This window comes from Shewanella cyperi, assembly GCF_017354985.1.
In the GTDB taxonomy this organism is placed as follows: domain Bacteria; phylum Pseudomonadota; class Gammaproteobacteria; order Enterobacterales; family Shewanellaceae; genus Shewanella; species Shewanella cyperi.
Map to the genome: position 1 here is coordinate 422,794 of NZ_CP071501.1, position 25,303 is coordinate 448,096.

Here is a 25,303-nt window from a genome sequence, read left to right on the forward strand (position 1 = left end):
CTAAAAAAGCAGCAATAAAAAAGCCCCGGGTAATACCGGGGCTGGTTATTGCGACTGGATTAGGTAGCGGGTACGAAATCCATCGGCAGATTGCGGGTGGTGGTGGTGCCCTGAGTCACGGTGACACCCTGCTCATCGGCATGGATGAAGAAAGGCATTTCCACATCTGTCGGGGCATCGTCGGCTTCGGGATCGTCATTTTGAGCCACACAGGTGTAACCCAGGCTGTAGCTGCCGGCGACCACAAAACCAAACTCATAGCTGTGGCCCGTGACCTGCTGTTGCTCGTTGAGGATCTCGTTGACCCGGGCGGAAGCCACTGGCAATACCTGGGGCGCTGTGGCCGCAAGACGGACGTCGCTCATGTTTTCCAGCGCAGTCGCGTCGGGATACAGGTATATGGCATGACTGAATTCGGAACCACCGGCGGCGGTTTCACAGGCAGTCATAATGTCGTCACTCAGCTGACCATTGATGGCGCCGACTTCGGCGGTGTTAACCAGTTGCACCGAGGTGGGCTTGAGGGTCCAGTAATCCTTGTTGCCGTGTGGGCCGACAATACCGCGACCGAGATCGAATTCGGCCACATAGTTGTTGGCGCCGGCGGCAATGGTGAATGATTTATTGAAGAACAGTCGGCCGGTACCGGCTTCATCGGCGCCCGTGCCACCACAGCTGCCATTGCTGTTGGTCACCAGACCCAGATCGGCGCCGTCACCGTCTTTGACATAGGAACCGTTGGCGTCAAAGGTTTCGTTGTTCTGCATATAGATGCACATTTGGTAGGTGCCAAAGGGAACTTGTACCCCGGTCACCAGGGATTCTGCCGAGCTGCCCTGGAATTCAAGCAGGTCCACCTGTTTGGCGGCGCCGCTGTTGGACACGTCGAAAGAGAAGGTTTCCCCGGTGCTGCTGTTTTTGAGCACCACTTGTTTGAAGGCGATGACCACGTTCTGGGCATCGGCTGGGTTGTCAGATACGCCCAGGCTGAATTGGCCCATGTCCGGGCCCTTGCTGTCGCTGCCGCCGCCACAGGCGCTCAGTAAACCGGCAATCGACAGGGCAATTAATGTGTGAGTGTATTTCATAATGCACCACTCTCCTTGAGTTGTGTTATTCAGAGTTACGTCTTATCCCTTTTATATTATTGGGGATCTTCCCTGAACCCAGGGTACGTGCCAAAGCACGCCCTCGGGACAGCATAGCGTAAACGCAATTCATTCGCTATTGGCAACGGCAAGAGGGCAGGCTTAGCGGGCCGTGTCGTCGGGCCGCTGGATGAAGTCGGGTACCTGCAATACCTCGGCGCCGTTGTTGGTAAACAGGTACTGGTAAATAAATTCGATAAATACCCGGTACTTGCGTGGCAGATAGGCCCGTTTGGGGTAACTCAGGGTCACGTTGGTCTGGCGCATCGGAAAATCTTCCAGCAGAGGTACCAGCAATCCCTGCTCCAGGGCTTCCTGGGCAATCATAGTAGGAACTGTGGCAATGCCCAGACCCTCGATGGCGGCTTCCCGTGCCAGGGTGACATTGTTGACCGTCAGCTGGGCAAGGGGCTCCGGGGTGACCCAGCGTTTACCGTCGAACAGGCTCCATTCAATGTCTATGTGGGGTGAGTGCAGCCGTATGGCCTTGTGCCGGTTCAAATCGTCCGGTGTGCTCGGCGTACCATATTTGGCCAGGTAGGCGGGGCTCGCCAATAACACCTTATGGGTGTTGAGCAATGCCAGGGTGTGCAGCCGGTTGTCCTTGGGCTCGGCTATCTGGAACAGGATATCAACCCCTTCCTCCAGCGGATCCACCTTGCGGTTGGTCAGCTCCACTTCAATATTGATTTCCGGGTATTTGGCCAGAAAGCGGGCCAGTATCTTTCCCAGCACCAGTTGCCCCAGTTCAATGGGGCAGGCAATTTTCAGGCTGCCACGCACGTCCAGCTGGCTGGCACTGAGCAGATCTTCGGCCTGCTGCAGATCCGACAATATTCTGTGGATGTGGCTGTAATACTCGCTGCCCGCTTCGGTCAGCTTAAGTGCCCTGGTGGTGCGATACAAAAGTTGTACCCCGGCATCCGCTTCCAATTCAGCGACTTTGCGACTGACGGTGGCCTTGGTGACCCCCAGGGCGTTGGCCGCGGCCGTGAAGCTGCCCTGTTCGACCACTTGGGCGAATATTTGTACCCGGTTGAGATCCATTTATTGTTACACCTGTGGAACAGTGGGTTGAATTTTAGCTGACTAATAATATTGGCGATACAGTCGTACAATAGCACTCACTAACACAGGAGTCTATTTCATGCCCAAGTCCAAAGCCCTCATCATTCTGCCCCTGGTATTGGCACTCGCTGCGGCTGGTGGCTATGGCTGGAGCCAGTTGCGCTTCACCGAAACCACGGACAACGCCTATGTGGAAGCCGACATTTCCCATGTCAGTGCCAAGGTGGCCGGATACCTGGTGGCCTCCAGCATTACCGACAACCAGCATGTGCAGGCCGGCCAATTGCTGGCCAAGCTGGAAGACAGTCAGTTCAAGGCCCGCCTGGCCCAGAGCGAAGCCAGTCTGAGCAGCGTTCGGGCCCAGAAGACCACCCTCGACGCCAAGGTGGTGTTGCAGCAGGCGCTCATAGCCCAGGCGCAGGCCGGGGTGGCTGCGGCCCGTTCCGATCTCAACCGGGCCCAGCAGCAGCTGGAGCGGGCCCAGAAGCTGAGACAAAAGAATTACAGCTCCCAGGATGACGTGGATCAGCTGGCTTCGGTCAGTAATGCGGCCAGTGCCCGTCTTGACGAGGCCAAGGCTGCCCTGAATGCCCGCGAGCGGGAATTGGCGGTATACCAGGCGCAGCTGCAGCAGGTGGCTGCCGATGTGGAGCAGGCCGAGGCCAGTGTTGAATTGGCCAGGCTGCAGTTGGCCGATACCGATATCCGGGCGCCCTTTGCCGGGATTGTCGGCAAGCGCGGAGCCATGGTGGGGCAGTATGTCCAACCGGGCCAGGCGCTGTTCAGTTTGGTGCCGGATGGCGCAGTGTGGATCACGGCGAACTTTAAGGAGACCCAGATCCAGCACATGCAGCCAGGACAGCCGGTGCAGGTGTCACTCGATGCGTTTCCCGACCATTCCTTCAATGGAATCATTGACAGTCTGTCACCGGCGTCCGGCGCCAAATTTGCCCTGTTGCCCGCCGAAAATGCCAGCGGCAACTTCACCAAGATAGTGCAGCGTATTCCGGTGCGTATTCGGCTTGATGCCAATGAACTGGCCGGGAGAGTGGTGCCGGGCCTGAGCGCCGTGGTGTCTGTGGATACCGAAATCGCGACCACGGATGCCGCTATCACGGCCAAGCGTTGAGGCGGCAGCTATGAGCACTATCACGGCAGAACAGGCACCTCAGGTTGAGGCGGGTTATGAGCGCGGTGGCCGCCGGGCCTGGATAGCCGTGGCCGGTGGTCTTATTGGCGCCTTTATGGCGATCCTCGATATACAGATCACCAACGCGTCGATGAAGGAAATTCAGGGTAGCCTGGGGGCAACCCTGGAGGAGGGCTCCTGGATTTCCACCGCCTACCTGGTGGCAGAGATGATAGCTATTCCCCTGTCGGGCTGGCTCAGCACCGGTTTGTCGGTGCGCCGTTATCTGGTGTGGACCACGGCGGCCTTTATCTTCGCGTCGATACTTTGCTCCCTGGCCTGGGATCTGGAAGCCATGATTGCCTTCCGTGCCCTGCAGGGCTTTTTTGGTGGCGCGCTCATTCCGCTGGCCTTTCGGTTGATCCTCGAATGCCTGCCCGATGACAAACGTGCCGCGGGAATGGCGCTGTTCGGCGTCACGGCCACCTTTGCACCGTCCATTGGCCCGACTCTGGGGGGATGGCTGACCGAGCATTTCAGTTGGCATTACCTGTTTTACATCAACGTGCCGCCGGGATTGTTGGTGCTCTATATGCTGGCCTACGGGCTGCCGAAACGTCCGATCCTCTGGGACAAGCTCAAGGACGCCGATGTGCCGGGGATCATCACCATGGCGCTGGGCATGGGCTGTTTGGAAGTGGTGCTGGAGGAGGGCAACCGCAAGGATTGGTTTGGTTCGGATCTGATCTTCAATCTGAGCATCATAGCCGCGGTCAATCTGGTGTTATTTGTATGGCTGCAACTGAGGCGTACTAACCCTCTGGTGAATCTGAGGCTGCTGGCCCAGCGCGACTTTGCCCTGTCCTCGCTGGCTTATTTTCTGCTGGGTATGGCCCTGTTTGGCGCCATCTACCTTATCCCTTTATACCTGTCGCAGATCCACAACTATACCCCGCTGGAAATCGGTGAGGTGATCATGTGGATGGGCTTTCCGCAGCTGCTGGTGTTGCCACTGGTGCCCAAATTGATGGCCAGGTTTGATGGCCGCTATTTGGCTGCCTGGGGATTTTTGCTGTTTGCCATCAGCTATTACCTCAATTCCCACATGAGTCTCGACTTTGCCGGTGACCAAATGGTGTTGTCCCAGGTGGTGCGGGCCTTGGGCCAGCCTTTTATCCTGGTGCCCATAGGCATGATAGCCACCATGCACCTTAAGCCCGTCGATACCCCCAGCGCGTCGACGCTGCTGAACGTAATCCGCAACCTGGGGGGCGCCTTCGGCATAGCCCTGGTGGCCACTGTGGCCGATACCCGGGCCAGAATGCACCTGGCCCATATCCGCGAAAGTCTGCCGGCGGTCAGCGCCCAGGCCCAGGAATACCTCAATAACCAGAGCCAGAGCCTGTTTGCCGGTGGCAACAACTGGGTCAGTGCCGATGCCATGGCGCAAAGCCTGCTGGGACAAACCATGTCGCGGGAGGCCTATATTCAGGCTTACAACGATGTGTTCTTCCTGATGGGGGCCCTGTTGTTGCTGGCCGTTATTGCTGTGCTGATGATCCGCAAGGCGCCTGCCCAGGCCGTGGCAGTCGAGGGTATGCACTGATAAAGGTGCCGAGGCGCAGAGGTTTTTCTTCGATTGCAGCGATGTTAGACTCGGGAGATTCTTCAAGGAGGCCCGATGACTCAAAGGCAATCTATCCATTGGCAATCGCTGCGCTTTGACCAGCTTGACACCCTGACGCTGTACCGTCTGCTCAAGCTGCGGGTTGATGTGTTCGTGGTGGAGCAGACCTGTCCCTATCCCGAGCTGGATGACAAGGATCTGCACCCTGACACCCTGCATCTGCTGGCCTTGGACGACGGGGGGCAACCCTTGGCCTATGCCAGGTTGCTGCCGCCGGGACTGAGTTATCGGGATGCCAGCATAGGCAGGGTGGCCGTGGCCGCCAGCGCCCGGGGGGCCGGTTTGGCCGGGGAGCTGATGCAGCGTGCCATAAGCCAAACTCTGGCCAACTGGCCCGAATACGGCATTACCATAGGAGCCCAGGATTATCTCAGGGGCTTCTATTCTCGCCTGGGATTTGAAGCCATTTCCGAGGTTTATCTTGAGGATGGGATCCCCCATCTGGACATGCACTATCAACAGGGACGTTCGCTATGACCGAATACAGCATCAACCGCAGCCAACTGGTTTGTGTCGCCAGCTTTCTGGCCTTTCCCGGCAAGGAAGTGGCCTTGATTGAGGCCTTGGGCAGCCTTATCCCAGATACCCGCCGTGAACCCGGTTGTATCCGCTATGAGCTGAATCAAAGCCGCGATGAACCCAGGCGCATTACCTTTGTGGAGAAGTTTGTCGATGTGGCGGCCTTTGAGGCCCACTGTGCCAAGGATGCCATTCAGGATTATTTCCACAAGGTGATGCCCGAGCTGGTGGAGTCCTTCCATGTGGAAACCTATCACGAGATTATCGTCTGATAGTGAACGGATACGAAAAGCCCCGGAATGATCGGGGCTTTTTCTTGTGGAGCAGAGATCAGTGCCGCAGAACAATTCCGGGTTCGGTATCCAGGATACCATCGGCACTCAGGGTGGCCAGGGTCTGATCCTGGGCAATAATGGCAAGGGGCGCTGACGCTTGATTGCGAACAAACAGCAACCGGTAGCCCCAGGGCTGCAGCCGATACAAGGTCAGTTTTTGTTCGGCCGTCATGGCCTGCCAATGTTGTTCGTGGCTGAGCGGAACCGTCCGTCTGTTCTGATTGCCTGTGACTGCAGAATCCATTATTTTGCCGTCTTTAGCTGACTGAATAATTCAGTGTAGTCAGGATCCCTTGTCCGGGATATGAGCCAGCGCAAATTTTCGACAAAATCCGCGCACAATTAGGTTATGCCCATGCTTGATTACATAGGGCCTGTGTTCAGGCCACCGTCGGAGTGGAAGTCACTTATCCTGCAGGTGACCAATGGCTGCAGCTGGAATCAGTGTGCCTTCTGCGACATGTACACCCAGCCCCAGAAGCGTTTTCGCGCCTTCAAGGCCGACAAGATTGAGGCCGACCTGCAGCAAGTGGCGGCCAGCGGCCGGCCTGTCAGCCGGGTATTCCTGGCCGATGGCGATGCCATGACCTTGCCCTTTGCCCGCCTGGAAGCCATCTGCGAGCTTATTCACCATTACTTGCCCGGCGTACAGCGCATCAGCAGCTATTGCCTGCCGCGCAATCTGAGTAACAAAACTCCGGAGCAATTGCAGCGTTTACGTGAGCTGGGGCTGTCATTGCTGTATGTGGGCTGTGAGAGCGGTGACGATGAGGTGCTCAGGCGCATCGGCAAGGGGGAGACCTATGCATCCTCGCTGGCGGCCCTTGAGAAAATGCACAGTGCCGGGATCAAGTCTTCGGTGATGATCCTCACTGGGCTCGGAGGAGAGGCGCTGTCGCGTCAGCATGCCCTGGCATCGGCAGCGCTGATGAATGCCGCCCAGCCCCATTACCTGAGCACCCTGGTGGTGAGCCTGCCCCTTGGCAAGCAACGCCTGGATGCCTGCTATGAGGGGGATTTTCGCCTGCCGTCAACCCGGGGACTGCTGGATGAGCTGGCGCTGATGCTGGAGCAGTTGGAGTTGCGACAGACCATATTCCGCTCGGATCATGCTTCCAATTACCTGGCGCTCAAGGGCATCTTGGGGCGGGACAAGGCGCGCCTGCTTGACGAACTGCGTCAGGCCCGCGATGGCCTGTTGCCACTGCGACAGGAGTGGCAACGGGGCCTGTGACCGACTTACTGCCGGCGGGTGTCTTCTACTATGTGAATGTTGCGCGCCGGGGCGGGTATGCTGACACCGGCAGATAGCAATGCCTGCCAAACCGCTAAGTTAATCTTGTACTTATCCTGATAATAGCTGGCGCTCGGGATCCAGAATCTCAGTCCCAGCTCGATTCCGGCACTGCTGAAACCGTTGATGCCAACCTGCATTGCCTGGTCCTGGGCCACGGCCGGCTGCTGCTTCAGCACTGCCGTGATGACCTCTATGGCATGCTCGGGATTGGCGTCGAATGCCAGATTAAAGTGGGATTCCACCAGGCGGTTGCCGAAGGAGTTATACAGTATCTCGCCGACTATATGTTTGTTGGGAATACTGATTTGCTCTCCTTCCTCATTACTGAGCAGGGTCAGTCCCAGACGCACATCCTTCACCACCCCGGTCACACCCCGCACCGTGATGGTGTTACCTACTGTGAAGGGGCGGGTGACTATTATGGTCAAGCCGGCGGCATAGTTGGACAACATGCCCTGTACCGCCAAGCCGGCCCCCAGGGACACAGCACCTATGGCGGCAATCATGGGGGTGACACTGATCCCCAATTTGCCCAGGGCTACTATGGCTACCATGACCACTATCAGCAGCCGGATCACATTGGTGCTGAAATGGCTCAGGGTGGGGTCTATATGGTGCTTTTCAAACTGGTGTTCCACCATCCTGGCCACCTTGCCCGCCAGCCACAGGCCAAGCAAGAAGATGAGCAGGGCACCCACCAATTGAAAGCTGTAATTGACCAGAAACTCGGTCAGCAGGGTGTAGACATTTTGCAGTTGCGCCAATTCCTGTTCCAGGCCTGTTTCATTCATTTCGGATCCTCCTTCGGCAGTCTGTCCTATTGTGCCTGTTGGTGCGTGCTCAGGGAAGTCACTGATTTTCCGCATTATCGCGCCCACTTCAAAAGCTGTTTTCCTGGCCCGTAATGGGCTTTGCCACCGCAGCTGTTTTCAGCCTGAATTTTGTTCAGACATGACATTAGGGCCGGCTTGCCGACCCGCTGTGTTTTTGTGACTTATACTGTAGATTCAAGTAGCTGGGATGTGGGATTAATGCTCGAATAAAAAATTAATTATTGGGCATAAAAATTCGTTGCATCTTGGTCGAAAATAGCGTCTACTTCGCACGTTTTTTTACCGCCCCGGCAGAGCCGGTCAATACACTGAACCGACAGGAGACCCTGGCCAAATGAGCCAATTTCAATCTATTGATGTTGCTGATTACTATGACAAAGAAACCTTCGCCCGCATCGAAGAATTTGCCAAGGACAAAGCAACGCCTTTTGTAGTGATAGATACTGCCATCATTGCGAAACAATACGATGACATGGTCACCAACTTTCCGTATGCCAGTGTTTATTATGCAGTTAAAGCCAACCCGGCCAAGGAGATCCTGACCCTGCTCAAGGACAGGGGCTCCAATTTCGACATCGCCTCCATCTATGAGCTGGATATGGTGATGGCCGTGGGCGTGACCGCCGATCGCGTCAGCTTTGGCAACACCATTAAGAAGCGCAAGGACGTCAAGGCCTTCTACGATCGTGGCGTGCGTATGTTTGCCTCTGACTCCGAAGCCGATCTGCGCATGATTGCCGAAGAAGCCCCGGGCTCTCGCATCTACGTCCGAATCCTGACCGAAGGCACAGACACAGCCGATTGGCCACTGTCGCGCAAGTTCGGTTGTCAGAACGAGATGGCTTACGAGCTGTTGGTGCTGGCCAAGGAGCTGGGACTGGTGCCCTATGGCATCTCTTTCCATGTGGGTTCACAACAGCGTGATATTGGTGCCTGGGATTCCGCCATTGGTAAGGTAAAGCACATTTTCGATCGTCTGCGCGATGAGCACGGTATAGTGCTGGAGATGATCAATATGGGTGGTGGCTTCCCCGCCAACTATATCGACAAGACCAATGAACTGGCTACCTATGCCGAGCAGATCACCCACTTCCTCAAGGAAGACTTTGGTGACGACCTGCCACAGATCATCCTTGAGCCAGGCCGTTCACTGATCTCCAACGCCGGGGTACTGGTATCCGAAGTGGTGTTGATCAGCCGCAAGTCCTACACAGCGCTGGAGCGTTGGGTGTTTACCGATGTGGGTAAGTTCTCCGGTCTTATCGAAACCATGGATGAGGCCATCAAGTTCCCCATCTATACCGAGCGCCAGGGCGAGTTGGAAAAGTGTGTGATTGCCGGTCCAACCTGCGACAGTGCCGACATAATGTACGAGCAGTATGCCTATGGTTTGCCGAACGATCTGGCCATTGGCGACAGGCTTTACTGGTTGACCGCCGGTGCCTACACCACCACCTATTCGGCCGTGTGCTTCAACGGTTTCCCACCGCTGAAGGATTACTATCTGTAATTCCCGGATCGTGCCATAGCAGCAAGGGGCCTTTGGGCCCCTTGTTCTTTTGTGTCTTAAGAACGTTTTGCTTACCTGCTTCTGACAAATGGGCCTCTGGGCTTGACCATGGTAGTCATTGCACCTCAGGCGTTTTGCAACGGCCTCTGATATTGGGTGCCTCTGGGCTCAATCCAGCAACAGGCTTTGACCTGATATTGTATTTTTGCAATCTGTTAATCGAACTTGGCGTGGGCTCGGACCCGGGTGGTCGTTAACTCAGGCTATCCTGCGGATGCCTCTTTCTGTGGAGCCGCTGCCCAAATATCGATTGGCTGCTGTTTTGTCCTCCTGTTGCCTGCATTCATGGCGGCAAAGCGCTGCGTTATGAATAGCCGAGTTGCCTTGCCCTGGTCTTTGATCCGCCGTTCGCGGTTGTTTCGTCGTATAGGGCCTGCCAGTGGTATGGACTTGGTTGAACCTGTGTTCTTTGCCCTGTGACTCGAATCCCGTGTCGGTGCTTGTCTGGTTTACTTTTGACTCCCGGTTGGTTTCGCCTTGTATGGTTACAGACTAGGAAAGCCGCTAACAGAAAAATGTGACCCGTGCCTCAGAGTGTGGCACTGGAAGTGCTGTAGTTTTTAATTGATTGAAAAATAAAGATATATAAATTTTTGGTTGTGGGAAGTTGGATCTGCTTCACAGTCCGCAAAGGACACTGGCACTGCTGTGGCCAGCTGCTATCTTAAAAATCAGTCATTTCCGCTGATTAAGTAAGAAGATTACGGTAATTGAATTAGGCGTTGCCTGATTTTTCGTGATCAAGTTAACCTTATCCGCTTCGATACTAGGTTAAAGTCGAAGCAATTAGAATTTTATAATCAAAATTGAAAGGGGTTTTCACCATGGCTGATGTATTTCACCTGGGTTTGACAAAAGCAATGCTCGATGGCGCCACCCTGGCGATTGTGCCGGGCGATCCTGAGCGGGTAAAACGTATTGCCGAGTTGATGGATAATGCGACCTTCCTGGCCAGCCATCGCGAATATACCAGTTACCTGGCATACCTCGACGGTAAGGCCGTGGTGGTGTGCTCCACCGGCATTGGCGGTCCTTCCACCTCCATCGCCGTGGAAGAGTTGGCCCAGCTGGGGGTGACGACCTTCCTGCGCGTAGGTACCACGGGTGCGATTCAACCCCATGTGAATGTGGGTGATTTGATTGTGACCCAAGCCTCTGTGCGTCTCGACGGTGCCAGCCTGCATTTTGCCCCCATGGAGTTTCCTGCGGTAGCCAACTTCGAATGTACCACCGCCATGGTGCAGGCCTGCCGCGATGCCGGTGTTGAGCCGCACATTGGCGTGACCGCTTCCAGCGATACCTTCTATCCCGGTCAGGAGCGTTATGACACAGTCACTGGTCGTGTGACCCGTCGCTTCGCCGGTTCCATGAAGGAGTGGCAGGACATGGGCGTGCTCAACTATGAAATGGAGTCCGCGACCCTGTTCACCATGTGTGCGACCCAGGGCTGGCGTGCCGCCTGTGTGGCTGGAGTGATAGTGAACCGTACCCAACAGGAAATTCCGGACGAGAAAACCATGAAGCAGACCGAGGTCAGTGCCGTGTCTGTGGTGGTGGCCGCGGCCCGCAAACTGCTGGCCTGATTGCCTGCAGCAGTAATGAAACCGTGAATAAAAAAGGCGCCCTTGGGCGCCTTTTTTGTCACCGGCACTATACCGGATCAGAAATGGTACTGGGCAATCAGTGAATAGGTGTTCTGATCTATGCCATCAACACCGTACTTGTTGCGCCAGTAATCATATTCGATACCTACCAGCAGGGCGTCCTTGCGGTGATCGCCGAATACCATCTGGCCCAGATCGAATTTCACCTGCGGGTTGAAGTGCAGGTTTTCATGGTAGCCGTTACCGTCGGTGCGGAATACCCAGTCGGCGAAACCATCGATCACCAGGTTGCTGCCGGCAAAGGGAATATCGACTCGGTACACGGGAGTGATCTGCCAACCGTCGCTGTTATTGGCGCCGTTGATGGCGTGACGGCGATAGGTGTTGAGCTGAAAGTAGCTGAAAATCGGCAGCTTGAAATCCAGTCCAATACCGTAGAGGAAAGACTCCACCGGACCTTCACCTTCTTCCAGAGTCAGGGCCAGTGACACATCGGTCACGGGGCCGAAGGCCAGCTTTTGGTTCAGCAACTTACCGGCACTCAGGCGGGTGGACAGCTCACCATAGGTGGTGCCTTCATCGGCGCCATTGAAACGGATAAAGTCCTGGAACACATACCAGTCACCGTATTTCCAACCACCGGCACTGTCGAGGGTAATAGTGGTTTGCTCGTCCGATGGGGCCAGGTCATAGTTCTTGCCGTACAGACCGGTGATACCGGCATTCCACCATTGGACCCACTCACCGGCGAAGGCTTGTGGTGACAAGAGCAGGGCCAGGCAAAGACAGGTTTTTTTCATTGTTTGCATCCTTAAAAGCCAAGGGAGTAGGGGGGGCTGGGCGCCCCCGGTAACTGCGGTGCAATATAGGGAAAAAGACGCCGCTATTCAAAGGATTTTGGTGGCAAGCTGTTAAAATGCTTCGGAGCGTTAGCGTCTGGCATAGGGTAAAAAAGAAGCGAAAATATGACATAATATGTCGCCTTGGCAATATCGAGCTGATATAGTCTTTGCAGGAGATACTCGCATTTCGGGGGGAATATGGAGTTTTCTAATCCTGTACTGCTGTGGGCCGGTTTGGGCCTGGTGCTTATACTGGCCGAGGTGGTGGTGCCCGGTGGCATAGTGATACTGTTGGGCGCCGCTTGTTTGCTGGTGGCCGGCGCCTTGACTCTGGGGCTGGTCAGTACTCTGCCGCAGGCCCTGACCCTGTGGTTTATCAGCTCCATGGCGCTGCTGCTGGGCTTCAGGCAGCTGACCCAGCGTTTGGTGGGTGGGGATGCCCATGTGGACAACACAGACGAAGAGCTGGATTTGTTCAACCAGACCGCTCTGGTGAAGGCCGACATAGGCCCGGGCCAGCAAAGGGGCCGGGTTGAATTTCAGGGCAGTGAGTGGCCCGCCCTGGGGGATGGCAGCCTGATCACCAAGGGCACAACCGTCAGGATCATCTGCCGGGAAAATATCGCCCTGGTGGTGGAACCTCTGCCCTCGGATGTCTGAGCAAGGTCGTATTCAATAGGGCAGTTCTGCCCACATATCGATAGGAAGGAATCTATGCTGATTTTTACCATTGTTTTTCTGCTGGTCCTCTTTGTGCTTTATAAGCTGATGCTGATCGTTCCCATGCGCGAAGTGCATGTGATTGAGCGTCTGGGGAAGTTCCGCACCGTACTTGAACCGGGATTCCATTTTTTGATCCCCTTCTTTGACCGGGTAGCCTATCGCCACGATACCCGTGAGCAGGTGCTGGATGTTCCGCCACAAAGCTGTATTTCCAAGGATAACACCCAGCTGGAAGTGGATGGCCTGGTGTATCTCAAGGTGATGGATGGCAAGCTGGCCAGTTACGGCATCGAGAACTACCGCATGGCGGCGGTGAATCTGGCCCAGACCACCATGCGCTCGGAAATCGGCAAGCTCACCCTGAGCGAGACCTTTTCCGAGCGCGACCGGCTCAATGAATCCATAGTGCGTGAGATTGATAAAGCCTCAGATCCCTGGGGGATCAAAGTGTTGCGCTATGAGATCAAGAATATCAGCCCATCGCGCCATGTGATCCACACCCTGGAGAAGCAGATGGAGGCCGAGCGCCGCAAGCGCGCCGAGATCACCCTCGCCAGTGCCGAGAAGGCGGCGATGATCAACATGTCCGAAGGTGAGCGTCAGGAGGCCATCAACATCTCCGAAGGCCAGAAGCAAAAGCGTATCAACGAGGCCAAGGGCACGGCGGCCGAGATTGCCATCATAGCCAAGGCCAAGGCCGAGGGCATGAATATGGTGGCCCAGGCACTGGCGGTGCAGGGTGGCACCGATGCGATGAACATGCAGCTCAAGGAGCAGTTTATCAAACAGGTGGGCAATATCCTGGAGCAAGCCGAAGTGTCAGTGGTGCCGGCGGAGCTGGCCCGTTTGGAAGGCTTTTTTGAAGGCATGGACAAGGTCACCCAGGGCCTGGCGCCCAAGGCATAAGGAGCAGCATTATGGCAATAAATCTCGACTTAGTGGTAACGGCCATTTGGGGCCTGATTTTCTTCATCTTTATCATCAAGCTGTTTCAGTCTATCCGTTTGGTACCAACCAAATCCGCCTACATAGTGGAACGTTTGGGTAAATACCATGCGACCCTGGATGCGGGCTTTCATGCCCTGATCCCCTTTATCGACAAGGTGGCCTATATCCACGACCTGAAAGAGGAAACCATAGACGTGCCGCCGCAGGAGTGTTTCTCCAGTGACGAGGTCAATGTGGAAGTGGATGGCGTTATTTACATCTCTGTGACCGACCCGGTCAAGGCCAGCTATGGGGTGACGGACTACCGTTACGCCGCCATCCAATTGGCCCAGACCACCACCCGCTCTGTGATAGGCACCCTGGATCTGGACCGCACCTTCGAGGAGCGCGACGTGATCAGCGCCAAGGTGGTCGAGGTGCTCGATCAGGCCGGTGCCACCTGGGGGATCAGGGTGCACAGGTACGAGATCAAAAACATCACCCCGCCGGAAACGGTGAAAAACGCCATGGAAATGCAGGTCAACGCCGAGCGTGAGCGTCGGGCATTGCTGGCCAAGAGCGAAGGCGACAAGCAGTCCAAGATCAACCGCTCCGAGGGTATCAAGGCCGAAACCATCAACCGCTCCGAGGGGGAAATGCAGCGCCGTATCAACGAGGCCGAAGGTAAGGCGGAAGAGATACTGTCCATCGCCAAGGCCACGGCGGAATCCATCGAGCGTCTGGCGGCGGTGATCGCCGCCCCCGGTGGCCAGAACGCGCTGCGGATGCAACTGGGTGAGCAGTACCTCAAGCAGCTCGATGGCCTGGGCCAAAGCGGCAGCCGGGTGATCCTGCCCGGCAACATGGTGCATTTCGAGCAGTGGATGGACGCCATGGGACTGCAGGAGCAGCGCTGACTGTATCGACCAAGAAATATACGGCGGCAACTCGCCGCCCTTAACAATGACATTTTCCAAGGAGGAAAAATGAAAAAATCACTGACGGCCCTGTTGTTGGGAGCCAGCCTGTTGACCTTACCGGCCATGGCAGGTGAGGTAGACCGTCGTGCTCAGGTAGAAGAGCTACTGAATGCCATGAAGGCCGATAGCTTGATGGACAGCATCTATAGCCAAATGGATGGCATGATGCAGCAAATGGCAGCCCAACTGCAGGTCAAGGACAGCGAGCGGGAACAATTTACTGCATACACTCAAAAGGTTATCCAACTTATTACAGATGAAATGGGTTGGAATAAGATCAAGGGCCCCATGGTCGATATCTATGTGAACAACTACAGCGAAAAAGAACTGGCTGACATGCTGGCCTTCTATCGCAGCGAGTCAGGTCAATCCATGGTGAACAAGATGCCAGCTGTGATGCAGCAATCCATGCAGTACACCATGGGTATGATGCAGCAGCTAACGCCGAAGATCCAGGCCATGTCTCAGGAGTTCCAGCAGCAGTTGCAGGCTTCCCGGGAACAGGCTCAGTCCAGCAAACAGTAAGCACCATCCCCAAAAGCGGCTGCCATTGGCGGCCGTTTTTTATTGGCGGGTTAGCGGTTGCGGTCGTTGGCCATTGGCCGCCACCTGGGCCAAGGCTTCTGATATAATGCCGGCTCGATTGTTGCGGAGGCGGGAATGGACGTATCTTCTTTACTGGATGGCCTGAATGATAAACAGCGCGAGGCGGTGGCGGCGCCATTGTCGAGCATGCTGGTGCTGGCGGGTGCCGGCAGTGGCAAGACCCGGGTGCTGACCCACAGGATCGCCTGGCTGATCCAGGTTGAAAACCAGAGCCCCTATTCCATTTTGGCCGTGACCTTTACCAACAAGGCCGCCGCCGAGATGCGTGAGCGGGTGGAGAAGATAGTCGGCAATCACATGGGCCGCATGTGGATTGGTACCTTCCACGGCCTGGCCCACAGGCTGCTGCGCACCCACTGGCAGGATGCCAACCTGCCGCAGAATTTCCAGATCATGGACTCGGACGATCAGCAGCGACTGATCAAACGCATCCTCAAGAGCATGAATCTGGACGAAAAACAGTATCCACCGCGGCTGGTGGCCGGTTACATCAACGGCAAGAAAGATCAAGGCCTGCGGCCCCAGCACATAGACGCCGGCGCCTTCCCCATGGAGCAGATGCTGCTCAACTTGTACCGTGTGTATCAGGACAGCTGCGACCGCGCCGGGCTGGTGGACTTTGCCGAGATCCTGCTGCGTGCCCACGAGTTGTGGCTTAACAAGCCACACCTGTTGGCCCATTACCAGGACAGGTTCCGCCATATTCTGGTGGACGAATTCCAGGACACCAACGCCATTCAGTACGCCTGGATCCGGGTGCTGGCCGGCAACAGCGCTAATGTGATGATAGTGGGCGATGACGATCAGTCCATCTACGGCTGGCGTGGCGCCCAGGTGGAAAACCTGCATCGCTTTCTCAAGGATTTCCCCGGTGCCAGCACCATACGCCTGGAGCAGAATTACCGCTCCAGCGGCAACATACTCAAGGCCTCCAACGAGCTGATTGCCAACAACCCAGAGCGCATGGGCAAGGAGCTGTGGACCGAGGACAAGGATGGTGAGCCTATCTCCCTCTACTGCGCCTTCAACGAAATGGACGAGGCCCGCTTTATCGTCGGTCGCATCGGCGACTGGCAGGACAAGGGCGGCGCCCTGTCCGAGTGCGCCATACTGTACCGCTCCAACGCCCAGTCGCGGGTACTGGAAGAAGCCTTGTTGCACAAGGGCTTGCCCTACCGCATCTATGGTGGCCTGCGCTTCTTCGAGCGTCAGGAGATCAAGGACGCCATGGGCTACCTGAGGCTGATTGCCAACCATGACGACGATGCCGCCTTCGAGCGGGTGGTCAACACCCCGCCGCGGGGCATAGGCGATCGCACCCTGGACATTTTGCGCACCACGGCGCGGCAGCAGCAGCTGACCCTGTGGCAGACCTGCCAACGGTTGCTGGAGGAAAAGGTGTTGGCCGGGCGCGCCGCCAACGCGGTGCGCGGCTTTATGGATCTGATAATCCAGCTCGGCAACGACACTGCCGAGCAGCCTCTGTACCGCATGGCCGACTGGGTTATTTTGCACTCGGGCCTCAAGGCCATGTACGAGGAAGAGAAGGGCGAAAAGGCCCATGCCAGGGTCGAAAACCTGGAGGAACTGGTGACCGCCGCCCGCAGCTTCGAGATGCCGGAAGAGCTGGAAGACATGGGCGAACTCAATGCCTTCCTGTCCCACGCGGCGCTGGAGGCTGGTGAAGGTCAGGCCGATGCCCACACGGACGCGGTGCAGCTGATGACACTGCATTCGGCCAAGGGCCTGGAGTTCCCTGTGGTGTTTATGGCCGGGGTGGAAGAGGGCATATTTCCCAGCAAGCTGGCGCTGGAGGAGGGCGACAGGCTCGATGAGGAGCGGCGTCTGTGCTACGTGGGCATGACCCGCGCCATGGAAAAACTCTATATCACCTATGCCGAGTCGCGCCGCATCTATGGCCGCGAGGATTACGCCAGACCTTCGCGCTTTATCAAGGAAATTCCGCCGCAATATGTGCAGGAAATCCGCCTCAAGGCCCAGGTATCGACCCCGCTGGCAAACAACCGCTTCGCCCATGCCCAGCAGGCTTTTGATGACTCGGGCTTTCGTTTGGGACAAAGGGTCATGCATCCCAAGTTCGGCGAGGGCGCCGTCACCAACTACGAAGGCAGCGGTCCCCAGGCCAGGGTGCAGGTCAATTTCGACGATGTCGGCAGCAAGTGGCTGGTGGTGGCCTACGCCAGGCTGGAAACCGTCTAACCCTGTTTTCGCTGGCCCTGTTTTCGCTGGCCGCCGGGCGCTATAATCCGCGCGGCCAGAACACCTAATTTCAGGAATAATCCATGACTCTCACCCAAAAATGGGACAGCTATGCCCGCTTGATGCGCCTCGACAGGCCCATAGGCACACTGCTGTTGCTTTGGCCCTGCCTGATGGCACTGATGTTGGCGGGCAATGGCCTGCCGGATATCAAGGTACTGGTGATTTTTACCATTGGTGTGGTGGTGATGCGTGCCTGTGGCTGCATCATCAATGACTACGCCGATCGGGAGTTGGATGGCCATGTGGAACGCACCCGCAGACGGCCCCTGGCAAGCGGCGAGGTGACGGTAAAAGAAGCGCTGGGCCTGTTCGTGCTTCTGGGCATGTTTGCCTTTGGCCTGGTGTTGCTGCTCAACTCCCTGGTGGTCAAACTCTCTGTGGTCGGCATCATCTTGACCATCATTTATCCCTTCACCAAGCGCTGGACCAATATGCCGCAGATGTTTCTCGGTGTGGTCTGGAGCTGGTCCATTCCCATGGCCTATGCCGCCCAGCTGGGCACTGTACCAGCCGAGGCCTGGTGGCTGTTTGCCGCCAACTGGTGCTGGACCGTGGCCTACGACACCATGTATGCCATGGTGGACCGGGACGATGATATCAAGGTGGGGATCAAGTCCACCGCCATACTGTTCGGACGCTTCGACCGGCAGATCATCGGTCTGTTCCAATTGGCGGCCCTGGGCTGTTTTGCCATGGCGGGACTGAGCGCCGGACTCGGTTGGATTTACGGCTTGGGCTTGCTCGGCTTTATCGGTTTTGGCCTGTACCAGCAAAAGCTGATCTTCGGCCGTGAGCGCGAGCCCTGCTTTAGCGCTTTCCTCAACAACAACTGGGCCGGACTGGTATTGTTCGCGGCCCTGGGGTTTGACTATCTGGTATAGGCTGGCTGAACCAGCCCATCACCATCAGCCAGTTACTAACGGGGCAAGATTGGCGGGACGGTAGTAAACGGATTTGAGCACCTTGCCCTGACGTACCGTCTTGCCTTCCAGTTCCACGTCCTTGGCACACTTGGCGATCAAAAAGTCGCCCTGGCGGCTGCCGCTGATCTCAACACCCTGGGCAGCGTAATGGGCTATGGTATCGGCCAGCTCCTGCTCGTTGCGGCAGACCTTGCTCATATTGCTGGCATGGACTTCATCCCAGCAGGGCTCGAAGTCTATGCCGCGGTTGGCGGCCACATGCAGCAGCACATCGATGAAATAGCTGATCTCCAGTTGCGCCAACATATCCCTGGCACCCAAATGTACGGCGCGGCCCATGAGCACATAGACGCTGTCGACTATGGCGTCCGCCTGTTCCACCTTGTCTTTGGCCTCGGCCAGTTCGGTCAGCTCTTCGATAATCAGCGAACTGTGCAACTTGTCCATCTTCTCGTCGAGACTGGTGGGGGAGTCCACCGGCAGGTCAAAGGTGGCACGGAATTCATGGATATCGCGGTACAGCTTGGCGTACAGGGCTTCGGTCAGGCAGGTCAGTCGCATTAGAGGGCCTTTATTCTGGGTTGGCACTGGATGGGTAATCAGCGGGCATGATAAAGAAAGGGCGGCTGAATGGCAAAGTGACATGATTCTCCAGCTCGCTTATTTGCACTGGATTAGGCAGTAAGAGATGTGGATGCGGCAAATGCCGGGTTATGGTTATCTAGTCGATTATGTGATCGAACCGCCATCAACGCATTGGTAACACTGGAAAATCTTCATAATACTATTGCCTTATACATTGGCTTGGAATAGATTAGCCGCCTGTTTGTAATCTCACCTCTGTGTGGGCATGGATGAATCATTTAAGTCAGGATGGCTCCTTTCTTCTGCTGGTCCCAGCTTTTCAACATGTCAGTAATATTGGTGCAGTTGCCAACAAAAATTAGCTTTTAATACATAGCCGTTACTCTCTAGATTGGTTTCATTGAAAAGGAGATTAAATGAAACTTAAGTATATTATGCTGTTGCTTGGCATGAGTTCTTTGTCATTGCATGCAGAACAAACAAGTCCCATTGACGGGGTTGACTATGTTGCCGCTGACTCTGCTAATTTATCAATACGCAATTTACCAATGCGTAATTTATTCAGTGATAATGTCACTTAGAGCATTTATGGAGCGGGGTTTTCATTATCATATCTCTCCAATGGCTGCCAAGATCCTAGCTGAGTCTATATTTAGATTAAAAGATGTGATTCATGGCTTTGTTAAGTATCGCGTCCCAGATGAATGACACTGACAATAAACTTGAAGTTAAGCGGAAACTTTGGTGCGTGTTGTTTTCATTTGCAGCTATATTGTTGGTAGCTGATAGGGAACAAAATTGGAATATACATTGGAATGCTCCCGGTAAAGGCTATGATAGCCAAGGGGAGTGTTGCAATGGTGTAAAAGGCAGATTAATGCCTATATATCAAATTCATACTATGTATGACAGTCAGACTCATACATGGTTGAATCAACAAACTGTTTAAAATAAAGGAATATGTCATGTTTAAAAAAATATCTATTATTATGTCCCTCGTTGCTGTCACTCTGTTGTCAGGTTGTGCTTCAGTACCTATGGCATCAAATGATGAAGATAAGGCCGTTAAGGAATTCCAAAAACCACAAGATGGGAAAGCGGGCCTGTATATATATCGCAATACTTTTGTTGGCCAAGCGCTGAAGAAGAATGTGTACATTAATGGAAAATTGGTTGGCGAAACCGCAAATAAAACTTTTTTCTATAAAGAGCTGGCTCCTGGCGCCTACGAATTGGCAACTGAGTCTGAGTTCAGTGAAAACAATGCGAATCTGAAAGTTGAGCCAGGACAACTGTACTTTGTTGAGCAAAAGATCAAGATGGGCGTGTTTGTTGGTGGCGCGGCTCTGGAGCAGGTTGACAGTGAAACTGGCATGAAAAATGTGCTGCAGTGTAAGTTGGCGAAAGAGACTGACAAAGAGTTTTACCTGAAAAAGGCCACTACCAACTGATTTAAAGGTAAGTTGGTGACGATATAAAAATGCCAGGTTTACCTGGCATTTTTGTTTTTTATCTGTAGTTGTTAAAAGATGACTGTCACTATGTCCGAACAATCGCTGCTGCCGGTGTTGCAGACCTGATAGTCGTAGCTGCCGGCGCCCTTGAGGTTGAGGTTGTCGGTGTAATCGCTGCCGGGAGCCGTCGCTATCTTGGTGGCATTGCGAAGTATGTCCACATCACCGTTGTTCCCGCTCCAGGACAGGTCCACCTGTTGCACGCCCTTCACCTTGTAACCGCTGGCCGTCAGGCTTAAGCCGGTACCCAGAGTCGTGGTCGCGCTTGCCTCATTGGAATAGCCGGAATTGCCATTTTGGTTAAAGGCGCTGACGCGATACCAATATTGGGTATTGGACGCCAACCCTGTGTCGCTGTAGCCGCTGCCATCCACACCCGTGGTGAAGATGCTCGCCCAGTTCACTCCATCCACAGAGCGCTCTACGCTATAGCCCAGTTCATCGTTGGCATTGTCGCTCCAGGACAAGTCTATCTGGCTGGCGGAGACCGAAGTGGCTGATAACGCTGTCGGCGACGCAGGCACAGCACCGCCGCTTTGGTTGTCGGTGCGAATATAGAGCAGGTCCAGATACAGGCTGTCGAGTGACAGGTGACCGACGCTCTGGTCGCTGTCACGGACACTGATTTGCACCTGACCGCTGAGGTTTGACGGCAGCGGAATGGATTGCGGGCCCTGATCGCTGCTGGGCAGTTGGGTCAGCAACACATCGGTAGCCGTGCTGCTGGTTAAATACAGCCGCAGCTGATCGCCATCGCTGGATGCCGATTGCCAGCCGTCGAGCACCAAGGTGACGGCATTGCCGCTTTGGACATTGAAGCTCCAGCTGTGATCCAGATAGCTGTACCTGCTGGTCTTCCTGCCGCCGGACTCCCGCTCGGTAATGATTTCCAGCACACCGTCATCGCCCTGTAGATTGGCCAGACTGCCGCTTACCGTGCCCGCCGCCGTGGTTTCGCTGCCGGCATATTGCAGCAGGAAGGGGGCGGGGGCCACCTCTATGGCCGGCAGTGTGGTCATGCCCGTGGCACCCAGATTATCAGTGACCGTCAGCGTGGGGGTGAAACTGCCGGCCTGGCTATAGCTGTGGCTGGCAAAGCCTAAATTGCTACCGGAAGCACCGCTGCCATCACCAAAGTCCCATTGATAGCCGTTGATAGTGCCTGAGCTGTCCTGATCATGGGAGCCCGAACCATCGAAGTTGACAGTTAGCGGCGCTGTGCCGGAAAGCGCGTCGGCAGAGGCCACGGCGACCGGTGGCAGGTTTTGTACCTTCACCACCTGGCTGGCTTGGCCACTGAGGTTGTCATTGTCCGTGACCGTTAGTACCACAGTAAAATCACCGGGTGCCTGGTAGACATGGCTGACCTGAGCGCCACTGGCATTGGTGCCATCACCGAAGTCCCAGTCATAGCTCATGATAGTGCCATCACTGTCGTCCGAACCCGAGCCGTCAAAGTTTACGCTTAAAGGGGCGGGGCCCGGGGTGTAACTCAGGGCCATGGCGGCTGTGGGGGCGGCGGCAGTGCCGCCATCGACCGCAGTTCCGCTGATGCTGTAACGGCCCAGACTGGCATAGTCCGTGTAGCCTGTGTCGAGGGGATCGCCCTTGCCTGTGCCATCCACCTTGACGAAATAGTCTCCGGCGCTGGCCAGGGTGCCACTTAAGTTGGCGGTCAGGGCATCGAGCGGATTGCTGCTGGCCAGCAGATTGCCATTGGCATCATAGAGCTGGGCCAGAATATCCAGATTGGGGGCAAAGGGGGCGGGCTGCACATCGATACTGTAACTGCCTGCGCCGGCATGGAAGCGGAACAAGTCCACATCCTGACGGCTGTGGATAAGACCGCTGCCATCGAGGCTGAGGAGGCCATTGCTTGCGCTGGCATTCAGCGGCGTGGCAGTTGCCAGGCTGTTGCCGTGATCGTCGGCCACCAAGGGCGCGCCGTAGGTTTGGATGCGGGCTATATCATCCTGGGTTTGGTTGGCGTTGAGGTATTCGCCCTTGCTCCATTGCACCAAGGCCTGGTAATACCCCACCCCCATTATGGGGGCCCAGCCGGTGGCGCCACTGCCGTGGCCGGCATAGTAGGTGGCACCGCCAATCACTCCGTCGTGGCTCAGGCTGAGGTTATGCCCCGCCTCGTGGGAGATGGCTTCCCCGGCACCCACCAAACTGGTGTTGAACACAAAGGCCGGTTTGTAATAGTCGCCCACATCATCAAATACCGTCAGGTAGGCAAAGCCGCCGCAGCCGCAACCGGCAAAGTTGTCCTTGGTGACCACCACCCGGGTTCCATAGACCTGATCCGACATGCTGCTGCGGGTAATGGCGTTGAGGCCCGGATCTTCGGTGGTGATATCCACGTTGAAGGGGGCATAGTCTTCGGCCACCTGGCGCCACATGTTCTGTATGTCCTGCAACTCTGATGTACTGAAGGTGCTGGAGTCCGAGTCGCGGCTGTAGGGTGGCGAGACTATGGGATCGACGCCATAGGAGCTGTTCCAGGCCGTGCCTGTGGTGAGATGACCGTCGAAGTCCAGGTAAATCACCCGATTGGCGCCTGGGCGGCTGTGAAGATGGAAGGTGTCTTCCAACGGATAGGGGGCTTCCTGCAACAATTGGGCATCGGCCGGATCGGCAGCCTGAGGGAATTGATCCACATAGAAGGCGCGGCCCTTGGTATCGAGCCACAAACTGGCATCGCTGCGCAGCTCGCGGGCAAATTCATCCGGGCTCATGCCGTACCAGGCCGCCACCTCGGGCAGTTTGGCGCCCAAGGCCGCGATGGCCTGTTCGCCCTGGACTTTTGTGGGCAGTGACAGCTGAGGAAAGATGCGCTGATTCGGCGGGGGATTGGCACTGCTTACCGTCAGTGGCCACAGGCTGAGCCCAAGGAGCACCAATGTCGTCAAAGGCAGTGTCGAATACTTCATGGCGCTTCCCCCAATTAGATGCCCAAATAGCTGCCCCAAGAGATGCTGGCAGCAATTTGAGAATAGCCTAAAAAACACCCAGCTCTAACCTCGATATAGCGTCAAAGCCTCGTCAGTCAAGGGCTGGCGTCCAGTAACGTCTTTTTACACAGTGGTTTATGGTGAGGCGTGCTTGCTAAAAAACTCACCCTTGTTGCTGAATTGCTGCCGACTGGACAGCAAACTGGTGCTCACGGACAATAGGCCTGCGCATTCAAGGCAAGGAAACCCAATGAAGCCCTCCAAGGTCGATCGCAACAAGCTGCAAACGCTGACGGATTTACCCAATGTCGGCGAGGCCACCGCCGCCGATCTGCGTCTGCTGGGGATAGATAAACCCGAGCAGCTATGTGGCAAAGATCCCTTCACCCTCTACATCGAACTCTGTGATTTGACCGGGGTACGCCACGACCCCTGTGTGCTGGATGTGTTTATGTCGCTCACCAGCTTTATGGATGGCGGACCTGCCTTGCCCTGGTGGGATTTTACCGCCGAGCGCAAGGCCAAAATGCCGCGCATTTAAGATAAAAAAGCCCGCACACTGCGGGCTTTTCAATGGTTGGAGCCTGCCTGGAAGGCAGATACTCAGGCAATAAACTTATTCGGCAACCGCCACGGTTTCGCTGTGATCCTGCAGCACCTCGGCGACCCGGATGCGATAGGATTCAAACAGGCAGGGCACTATGCCGGATTCGGCGGCTATGCTGTGTGCCATCTGATTGCGCCACTGGGTGATGGAGGCCAGATCTTCCCAGAATGACAGGCTGAGCACCTTGCCTTCGTCGGTCAGACTTTGAAAACGCTCAATGGAAATCAGGCCCTTGCGACCTTCCAGATGCTTGCGCATCTCTTCGGCCACGTGCAGGTATTCTGCTTTGCCTTCCGGCGTGGGTATCACTTCGAAAATCACGGCTATCATGGAATGCTCCTTTTTTCAGACAGACAAAGACTAGCCTATCTGCTGGCTTAAGGCACTCAAGGAAAAGGTTTTATTCTGAATTTGTGAGCCGGTAATGGCTTAAAGCAAGACCCCGGCCTTGGCCGGGGTCTGAAGATCACTTGATAAAGGCGAAGGCATCACCGTAGAGGTGTTGTTCTTCCACCCCCATTTCACGGAATTGCTCCCGGGCGGCGCCGACCATGTTGAAACGACCGGCAATATAGATGTCGTAGCCAACCAGGCTGATAAAGTCGGCCTTGATCTGTGCCAGCAGGTTGTTGGTCTTGCCATCCCAATCTTCGGCGGCCTCTTCGATGACGGGTACCAGATGCAGCCAGGGGAAGTTGTTGTGCCACTCGCGGGCGATGGACTCATAGTACATGGCATCGCGGGTGCGGCAACCCCAATAGAGCATGGTTTCAATTTCTTGTCCCAGGCTTATCTGGCGCTCCACCAGGCTCTTGATGTAAGAGAAGCCGGTGCCGCCGGCCACCATCAGCCTGGGTCTGTGGCTCTCTTCCCGCAGGAAGGCTTCGCCGCCCGGCGCTTCAATGTCTATGTGAGTCGAGTTCTGCAACCGCTCCACCACCTGCATCGGATAGCTTTCGGTGATGGCGGCTCCTATGTGCAGCTCCAGCTGTTCGGCACCCGGGGCAGAGGCGATGGAAAAGGGGCGCTTGTCCTGCTCTCCCATGACGACACACAGGTATTGGCCTGCCTTGAACTCCAGCGGAGTCTCGGGGCTGAGGATCACCTGGTAGACGGCGTCATTGAAGGGGGTGACGCGCTCGATTCTGCAACGGATGCTGTTCATC

The 25,303-nt window shown here is 55.8% G+C and carries 25 protein-coding genes; 16 read left to right on the forward strand and 9 right to left on the reverse strand.

Features of this window, described 5'->3' with window-relative positions; all coding sequences use genetic code 11:
* Nucleotides 1-59 precede the first annotated feature (59 nt).
* Both JYB84_RS01825 and JYB84_RS01830 read right to left on the reverse strand, forming a co-directional pair.
* The gene (locus JYB84_RS01825; protein ID WP_207321753.1) at nt 60-1,088 is read right to left on the reverse strand and encodes a DUF4382 domain-containing protein; all 1,029 of its coding nucleotides are present in this window, start codon (nt 1,086-1,088) and stop codon (nt 60-62) included.
* Nucleotides 1,089-1,250: 162 nt separating this feature from the next.
* Complete coding sequence (locus JYB84_RS01830) at nt 1,251-2,195, reverse strand: LysR family transcriptional regulator (RefSeq protein WP_207321754.1); 945 nt, start codon at nt 2,193-2,195, stop codon at nt 1,251-1,253.
* Between the two features lie 100 nt (nt 2,196-2,295).
* Here JYB84_RS01830 and JYB84_RS01835 point away from each other — a divergent pair, with 100 nt between their 5' ends.
* The 4 genes from JYB84_RS01835 (at nt 2,296) to JYB84_RS01850 (ending at nt 5,823) form a co-directional block, all read left to right on the forward strand.
* On the forward strand, nt 2,296-3,345 hold the full coding sequence (locus JYB84_RS01835; protein ID WP_207321755.1) for an HlyD family secretion protein: 1,050 nt from the start codon (nt 2,296-2,298) through the stop codon (nt 3,343-3,345).
* A gap of 10 nt (nt 3,346-3,355) precedes the next feature.
* Nucleotides 3,356-4,951: a DHA2 family efflux MFS transporter permease subunit gene (locus JYB84_RS01840; protein ID WP_207321756.1), complete on the forward strand. Its 1,596-nt coding sequence runs from the start codon at nt 3,356-3,358 to the stop codon at nt 4,949-4,951.
* A gap of 93 nt (nt 4,952-5,044) precedes the next feature.
* Nucleotides 5,045-5,509, forward strand: a complete 465-nt coding sequence (locus JYB84_RS01845) for a GNAT family N-acetyltransferase (protein ID WP_207323064.1) — start codon at nt 5,045-5,047, stop codon at nt 5,507-5,509.
* Nucleotides 5,506-5,823: a putative quinol monooxygenase gene (locus JYB84_RS01850; RefSeq protein WP_207321757.1), complete on the forward strand. Its 318-nt coding sequence runs from the start codon at nt 5,506-5,508 to the stop codon at nt 5,821-5,823. The genes JYB84_RS01845 and JYB84_RS01850 overlap by 4 nt, the downstream gene beginning before the upstream one ends.
* 58 nt (nt 5,824-5,881) lie before the next feature.
* On the opposite strand, the gene JYB84_RS01855 is transcribed toward JYB84_RS01850, so the two are convergent.
* Entirely contained in the window at nt 5,882-6,130 is a 249-nt protein-coding gene (locus JYB84_RS01855; protein ID WP_207321758.1) for a hypothetical protein, read from the reverse strand.
* A 111-nt stretch (nt 6,131-6,241) separates the two neighbouring features.
* On the opposite strand from JYB84_RS01855, the gene JYB84_RS01860 reads away from it, so the two are divergent.
* Nucleotides 6,242-7,120: a radical SAM protein gene (locus JYB84_RS01860; protein WP_207321759.1), complete on the forward strand. Its 879-nt coding sequence runs from the start codon at nt 6,242-6,244 to the stop codon at nt 7,118-7,120.
* Between the two features lie 5 nt (nt 7,121-7,125).
* Here JYB84_RS01860 and JYB84_RS01865 read toward each other — a convergent pair whose 3' ends face one another.
* A complete protein-coding gene (locus JYB84_RS01865) occupies nt 7,126-7,974 on the reverse strand; it encodes a mechanosensitive ion channel family protein (protein WP_207321760.1) in 849 nt (282 codons plus the stop codon).
* Between the two features lie 376 nt (nt 7,975-8,350).
* On the opposite strand from JYB84_RS01865, the gene JYB84_RS01870 reads away from it, so the two are divergent.
* Nucleotides 8,351-9,526, forward strand: a complete 1,176-nt coding sequence (locus JYB84_RS01870; RefSeq protein ID WP_207321761.1) for a type III PLP-dependent enzyme — start codon at nt 8,351-8,353, stop codon at nt 9,524-9,526.
* Between the two features lie 884 nt (nt 9,527-10,410).
* A complete protein-coding gene (udp, locus tag JYB84_RS01875; protein WP_207321762.1) occupies nt 10,411-11,169 on the forward strand; it encodes a uridine phosphorylase in 759 nt (252 codons plus the stop codon).
* A 77-nt stretch (nt 11,170-11,246) separates the two neighbouring features.
* Here udp and JYB84_RS01880 read toward each other — a convergent pair whose 3' ends face one another.
* A complete protein-coding gene (locus JYB84_RS01880) occupies nt 11,247-11,990 on the reverse strand; it encodes an outer membrane protein OmpK (RefSeq protein ID WP_207321763.1) in 744 nt (247 codons plus the stop codon).
* A 240-nt stretch (nt 11,991-12,230) separates the two neighbouring features.
* On the opposite strand from JYB84_RS01880, the gene JYB84_RS01885 reads away from it, so the two are divergent.
* From JYB84_RS01885 to ubiA, 6 genes are all read left to right on the forward strand, one after another.
* Nucleotides 12,231-12,692 carry an NfeD family protein gene (locus tag JYB84_RS01885; RefSeq protein ID WP_207321764.1) on the forward strand — a complete coding sequence of 154 codons (462 nt, stop codon included), beginning with the start codon at nt 12,231-12,233 and terminating at the stop codon, nt 12,690-12,692.
* A 54-nt stretch (nt 12,693-12,746) separates the two neighbouring features.
* Nucleotides 12,747-13,661, forward strand: a complete 915-nt coding sequence (locus JYB84_RS01890; protein WP_207321765.1) for an SPFH domain-containing protein — start codon at nt 12,747-12,749, stop codon at nt 13,659-13,661.
* Between the two features lie 11 nt (nt 13,662-13,672).
* Entirely contained in the window at nt 13,673-14,599 is a 927-nt protein-coding gene (locus JYB84_RS01895) for an SPFH domain-containing protein (protein ID WP_207321766.1), read from the forward strand.
* A 69-nt stretch (nt 14,600-14,668) separates the two neighbouring features.
* A complete protein-coding gene (locus JYB84_RS01900; protein ID WP_207321767.1) occupies nt 14,669-15,187 on the forward strand; it encodes a DUF2059 domain-containing protein in 519 nt (172 codons plus the stop codon).
* A gap of 135 nt (nt 15,188-15,322) precedes the next feature.
* Nucleotides 15,323-17,488, forward strand: a complete 2,166-nt coding sequence (gene uvrD / locus JYB84_RS01905; RefSeq protein ID WP_207321768.1) for a DNA helicase II — start codon at nt 15,323-15,325, stop codon at nt 17,486-17,488.
* An 83-nt stretch (nt 17,489-17,571) separates the two neighbouring features.
* Nucleotides 17,572-18,432 (forward strand): 4-hydroxybenzoate octaprenyltransferase, encoded by an 861-nt coding sequence (ubiA, locus tag JYB84_RS01910; RefSeq protein ID WP_207321769.1) that lies wholly within the window; start codon nt 17,572-17,574, stop codon nt 18,430-18,432.
* 24 nt (nt 18,433-18,456) lie between these two features.
* Here the strand turns inward: ubiA and JYB84_RS01915 are convergent, their stop codons facing one another.
* The gene (locus tag JYB84_RS01915) at nt 18,457-19,035 is read right to left on the reverse strand and encodes a nucleoside triphosphate pyrophosphohydrolase family protein (protein WP_207321770.1); all 579 of its coding nucleotides are present in this window, start codon (nt 19,033-19,035) and stop codon (nt 18,457-18,459) included.
* A gap of 440 nt (nt 19,036-19,475) precedes the next feature.
* Between JYB84_RS01915 and JYB84_RS01920 the strand changes: the two genes are divergently transcribed.
* Together JYB84_RS01920 and JYB84_RS01925 are read left to right on the forward strand one after the other, a co-directional pair.
* On the forward strand, nt 19,476-19,640 hold the full coding sequence (locus JYB84_RS01920; RefSeq protein WP_207321771.1) for a hypothetical protein: 165 nt from the start codon (nt 19,476-19,478) through the stop codon (nt 19,638-19,640).
* Between the two features lie 384 nt (nt 19,641-20,024).
* The gene (locus tag JYB84_RS01925) at nt 20,025-20,510 is read left to right on the forward strand and encodes a DUF2846 domain-containing protein (RefSeq protein ID WP_207321772.1); all 486 of its coding nucleotides are present in this window, start codon (nt 20,025-20,027) and stop codon (nt 20,508-20,510) included.
* Nucleotides 20,511-20,581: 71 nt separating this feature from the next.
* On the opposite strand, the gene JYB84_RS01930 is transcribed toward JYB84_RS01925, so the two are convergent.
* Nucleotides 20,582-23,509 carry a PKD domain-containing protein gene (locus JYB84_RS01930; RefSeq protein WP_207321773.1) on the reverse strand — a complete coding sequence of 976 codons (2,928 nt, stop codon included), beginning with the start codon at nt 23,507-23,509 and terminating at the stop codon, nt 20,582-20,584.
* 271 nt (nt 23,510-23,780) lie between these two features.
* On the opposite strand from JYB84_RS01930, the gene JYB84_RS01935 reads away from it, so the two are divergent.
* Nucleotides 23,781-24,071 carry a helix-hairpin-helix domain-containing protein gene (locus JYB84_RS01935; protein ID WP_207321774.1) on the forward strand — a complete coding sequence of 97 codons (291 nt, stop codon included), beginning with the start codon at nt 23,781-23,783 and terminating at the stop codon, nt 24,069-24,071.
* A 75-nt stretch (nt 24,072-24,146) separates the two neighbouring features.
* On the opposite strand, the gene JYB84_RS01940 is transcribed toward JYB84_RS01935, so the two are convergent.
* Both JYB84_RS01940 and fre read right to left on the reverse strand, forming a co-directional pair.
* Nucleotides 24,147-24,467, reverse strand: coding sequence for an antibiotic biosynthesis monooxygenase family protein (locus JYB84_RS01940; RefSeq protein WP_207321775.1), 321 nt, complete (start codon nt 24,465-24,467; stop codon nt 24,147-24,149).
* 136 nt (nt 24,468-24,603) lie between these two features.
* Complete coding sequence (gene fre / locus JYB84_RS01945) at nt 24,604-25,302, reverse strand: NAD(P)H-flavin reductase (RefSeq protein ID WP_207321776.1); 699 nt, start codon at nt 25,300-25,302, stop codon at nt 24,604-24,606.
* Nucleotide 25,303: the final 1 nt, after the last annotated feature.

Coding starts and splice junctions, on each gene's coding strand:
- JYB84_RS01825 (WP_207321753.1), bottom strand. CDS start 1,088: ATGAAATACACTCACACATTAATTGCCCTGTCGATTGCCGGTTTACTG.
- JYB84_RS01830 (WP_207321754.1), bottom strand. CDS start 2,195: ATGGATCTCAACCGGGTACAAATATTCGCCCAAGTGGTCGAACAGGGC.
- JYB84_RS01835 (WP_207321755.1), top strand. CDS start 2,296: ATGCCCAAGTCCAAAGCCCTCATCATTCTGCCCCTGGTATTGGCACTC.
- JYB84_RS01840 (WP_207321756.1), top strand. CDS start 3,356: ATGAGCACTATCACGGCAGAACAGGCACCTCAGGTTGAGGCGGGTTAT.
- JYB84_RS01850 (WP_207321757.1), top strand. CDS start 5,506: ATGACCGAATACAGCATCAACCGCAGCCAACTGGTTTGTGTCGCCAGC.
- JYB84_RS01855 (WP_207321758.1), bottom strand. CDS start 6,130: ATGGATTCTGCAGTCACAGGCAATCAGAACAGACGGACGGTTCCGCTC.
- JYB84_RS01860 (WP_207321759.1), top strand. CDS start 6,242: ATGCTTGATTACATAGGGCCTGTGTTCAGGCCACCGTCGGAGTGGAAG.
- JYB84_RS01865 (WP_207321760.1), bottom strand. CDS start 7,974: ATGAATGAAACAGGCCTGGAACAGGAATTGGCGCAACTGCAAAATGTC.
- JYB84_RS01870 (WP_207321761.1), top strand. CDS start 8,351: ATGAGCCAATTTCAATCTATTGATGTTGCTGATTACTATGACAAAGAA.
- udp (WP_207321762.1), top strand. CDS start 10,411: ATGGCTGATGTATTTCACCTGGGTTTGACAAAAGCAATGCTCGATGGC.
- JYB84_RS01880 (WP_207321763.1), bottom strand. CDS start 11,990: ATGAAAAAAACCTGTCTTTGCCTGGCCCTGCTCTTGTCACCACAAGCC.
- JYB84_RS01885 (WP_207321764.1), top strand. CDS start 12,231: ATGGAGTTTTCTAATCCTGTACTGCTGTGGGCCGGTTTGGGCCTGGTG.
- JYB84_RS01890 (WP_207321765.1), top strand. CDS start 12,747: ATGCTGATTTTTACCATTGTTTTTCTGCTGGTCCTCTTTGTGCTTTAT.
- JYB84_RS01895 (WP_207321766.1), top strand. CDS start 13,673: ATGGCAATAAATCTCGACTTAGTGGTAACGGCCATTTGGGGCCTGATT.
- JYB84_RS01900 (WP_207321767.1), top strand. CDS start 14,669: ATGAAAAAATCACTGACGGCCCTGTTGTTGGGAGCCAGCCTGTTGACC.
- uvrD (WP_207321768.1), top strand. CDS start 15,323: ATGGACGTATCTTCTTTACTGGATGGCCTGAATGATAAACAGCGCGAG.
- ubiA (WP_207321769.1), top strand. CDS start 17,572: ATGACTCTCACCCAAAAATGGGACAGCTATGCCCGCTTGATGCGCCTC.
- JYB84_RS01915 (WP_207321770.1), bottom strand. CDS start 19,035: ATGCGACTGACCTGCCTGACCGAAGCCCTGTACGCCAAGCTGTACCGC.
- JYB84_RS01920 (WP_207321771.1), top strand. CDS start 19,476: ATGAAACTTAAGTATATTATGCTGTTGCTTGGCATGAGTTCTTTGTCA.
- JYB84_RS01925 (WP_207321772.1), top strand. CDS start 20,025: ATGTTTAAAAAAATATCTATTATTATGTCCCTCGTTGCTGTCACTCTG.
- JYB84_RS01930 (WP_207321773.1), bottom strand. CDS start 23,509: ATGAAGTATTCGACACTGCCTTTGACGACATTGGTGCTCCTTGGGCTC.
- JYB84_RS01935 (WP_207321774.1), top strand. CDS start 23,781: ATGAAGCCCTCCAAGGTCGATCGCAACAAGCTGCAAACGCTGACGGAT.
- JYB84_RS01940 (WP_207321775.1), bottom strand. CDS start 24,467: ATGATAGCCGTGATTTTCGAAGTGATACCCACGCCGGAAGGCAAAGCA.
- fre (WP_207321776.1), bottom strand. CDS start 25,302: ATGAACAGCATCCGTTGCAGAATCGAGCGCGTCACCCCCTTCAATGAC.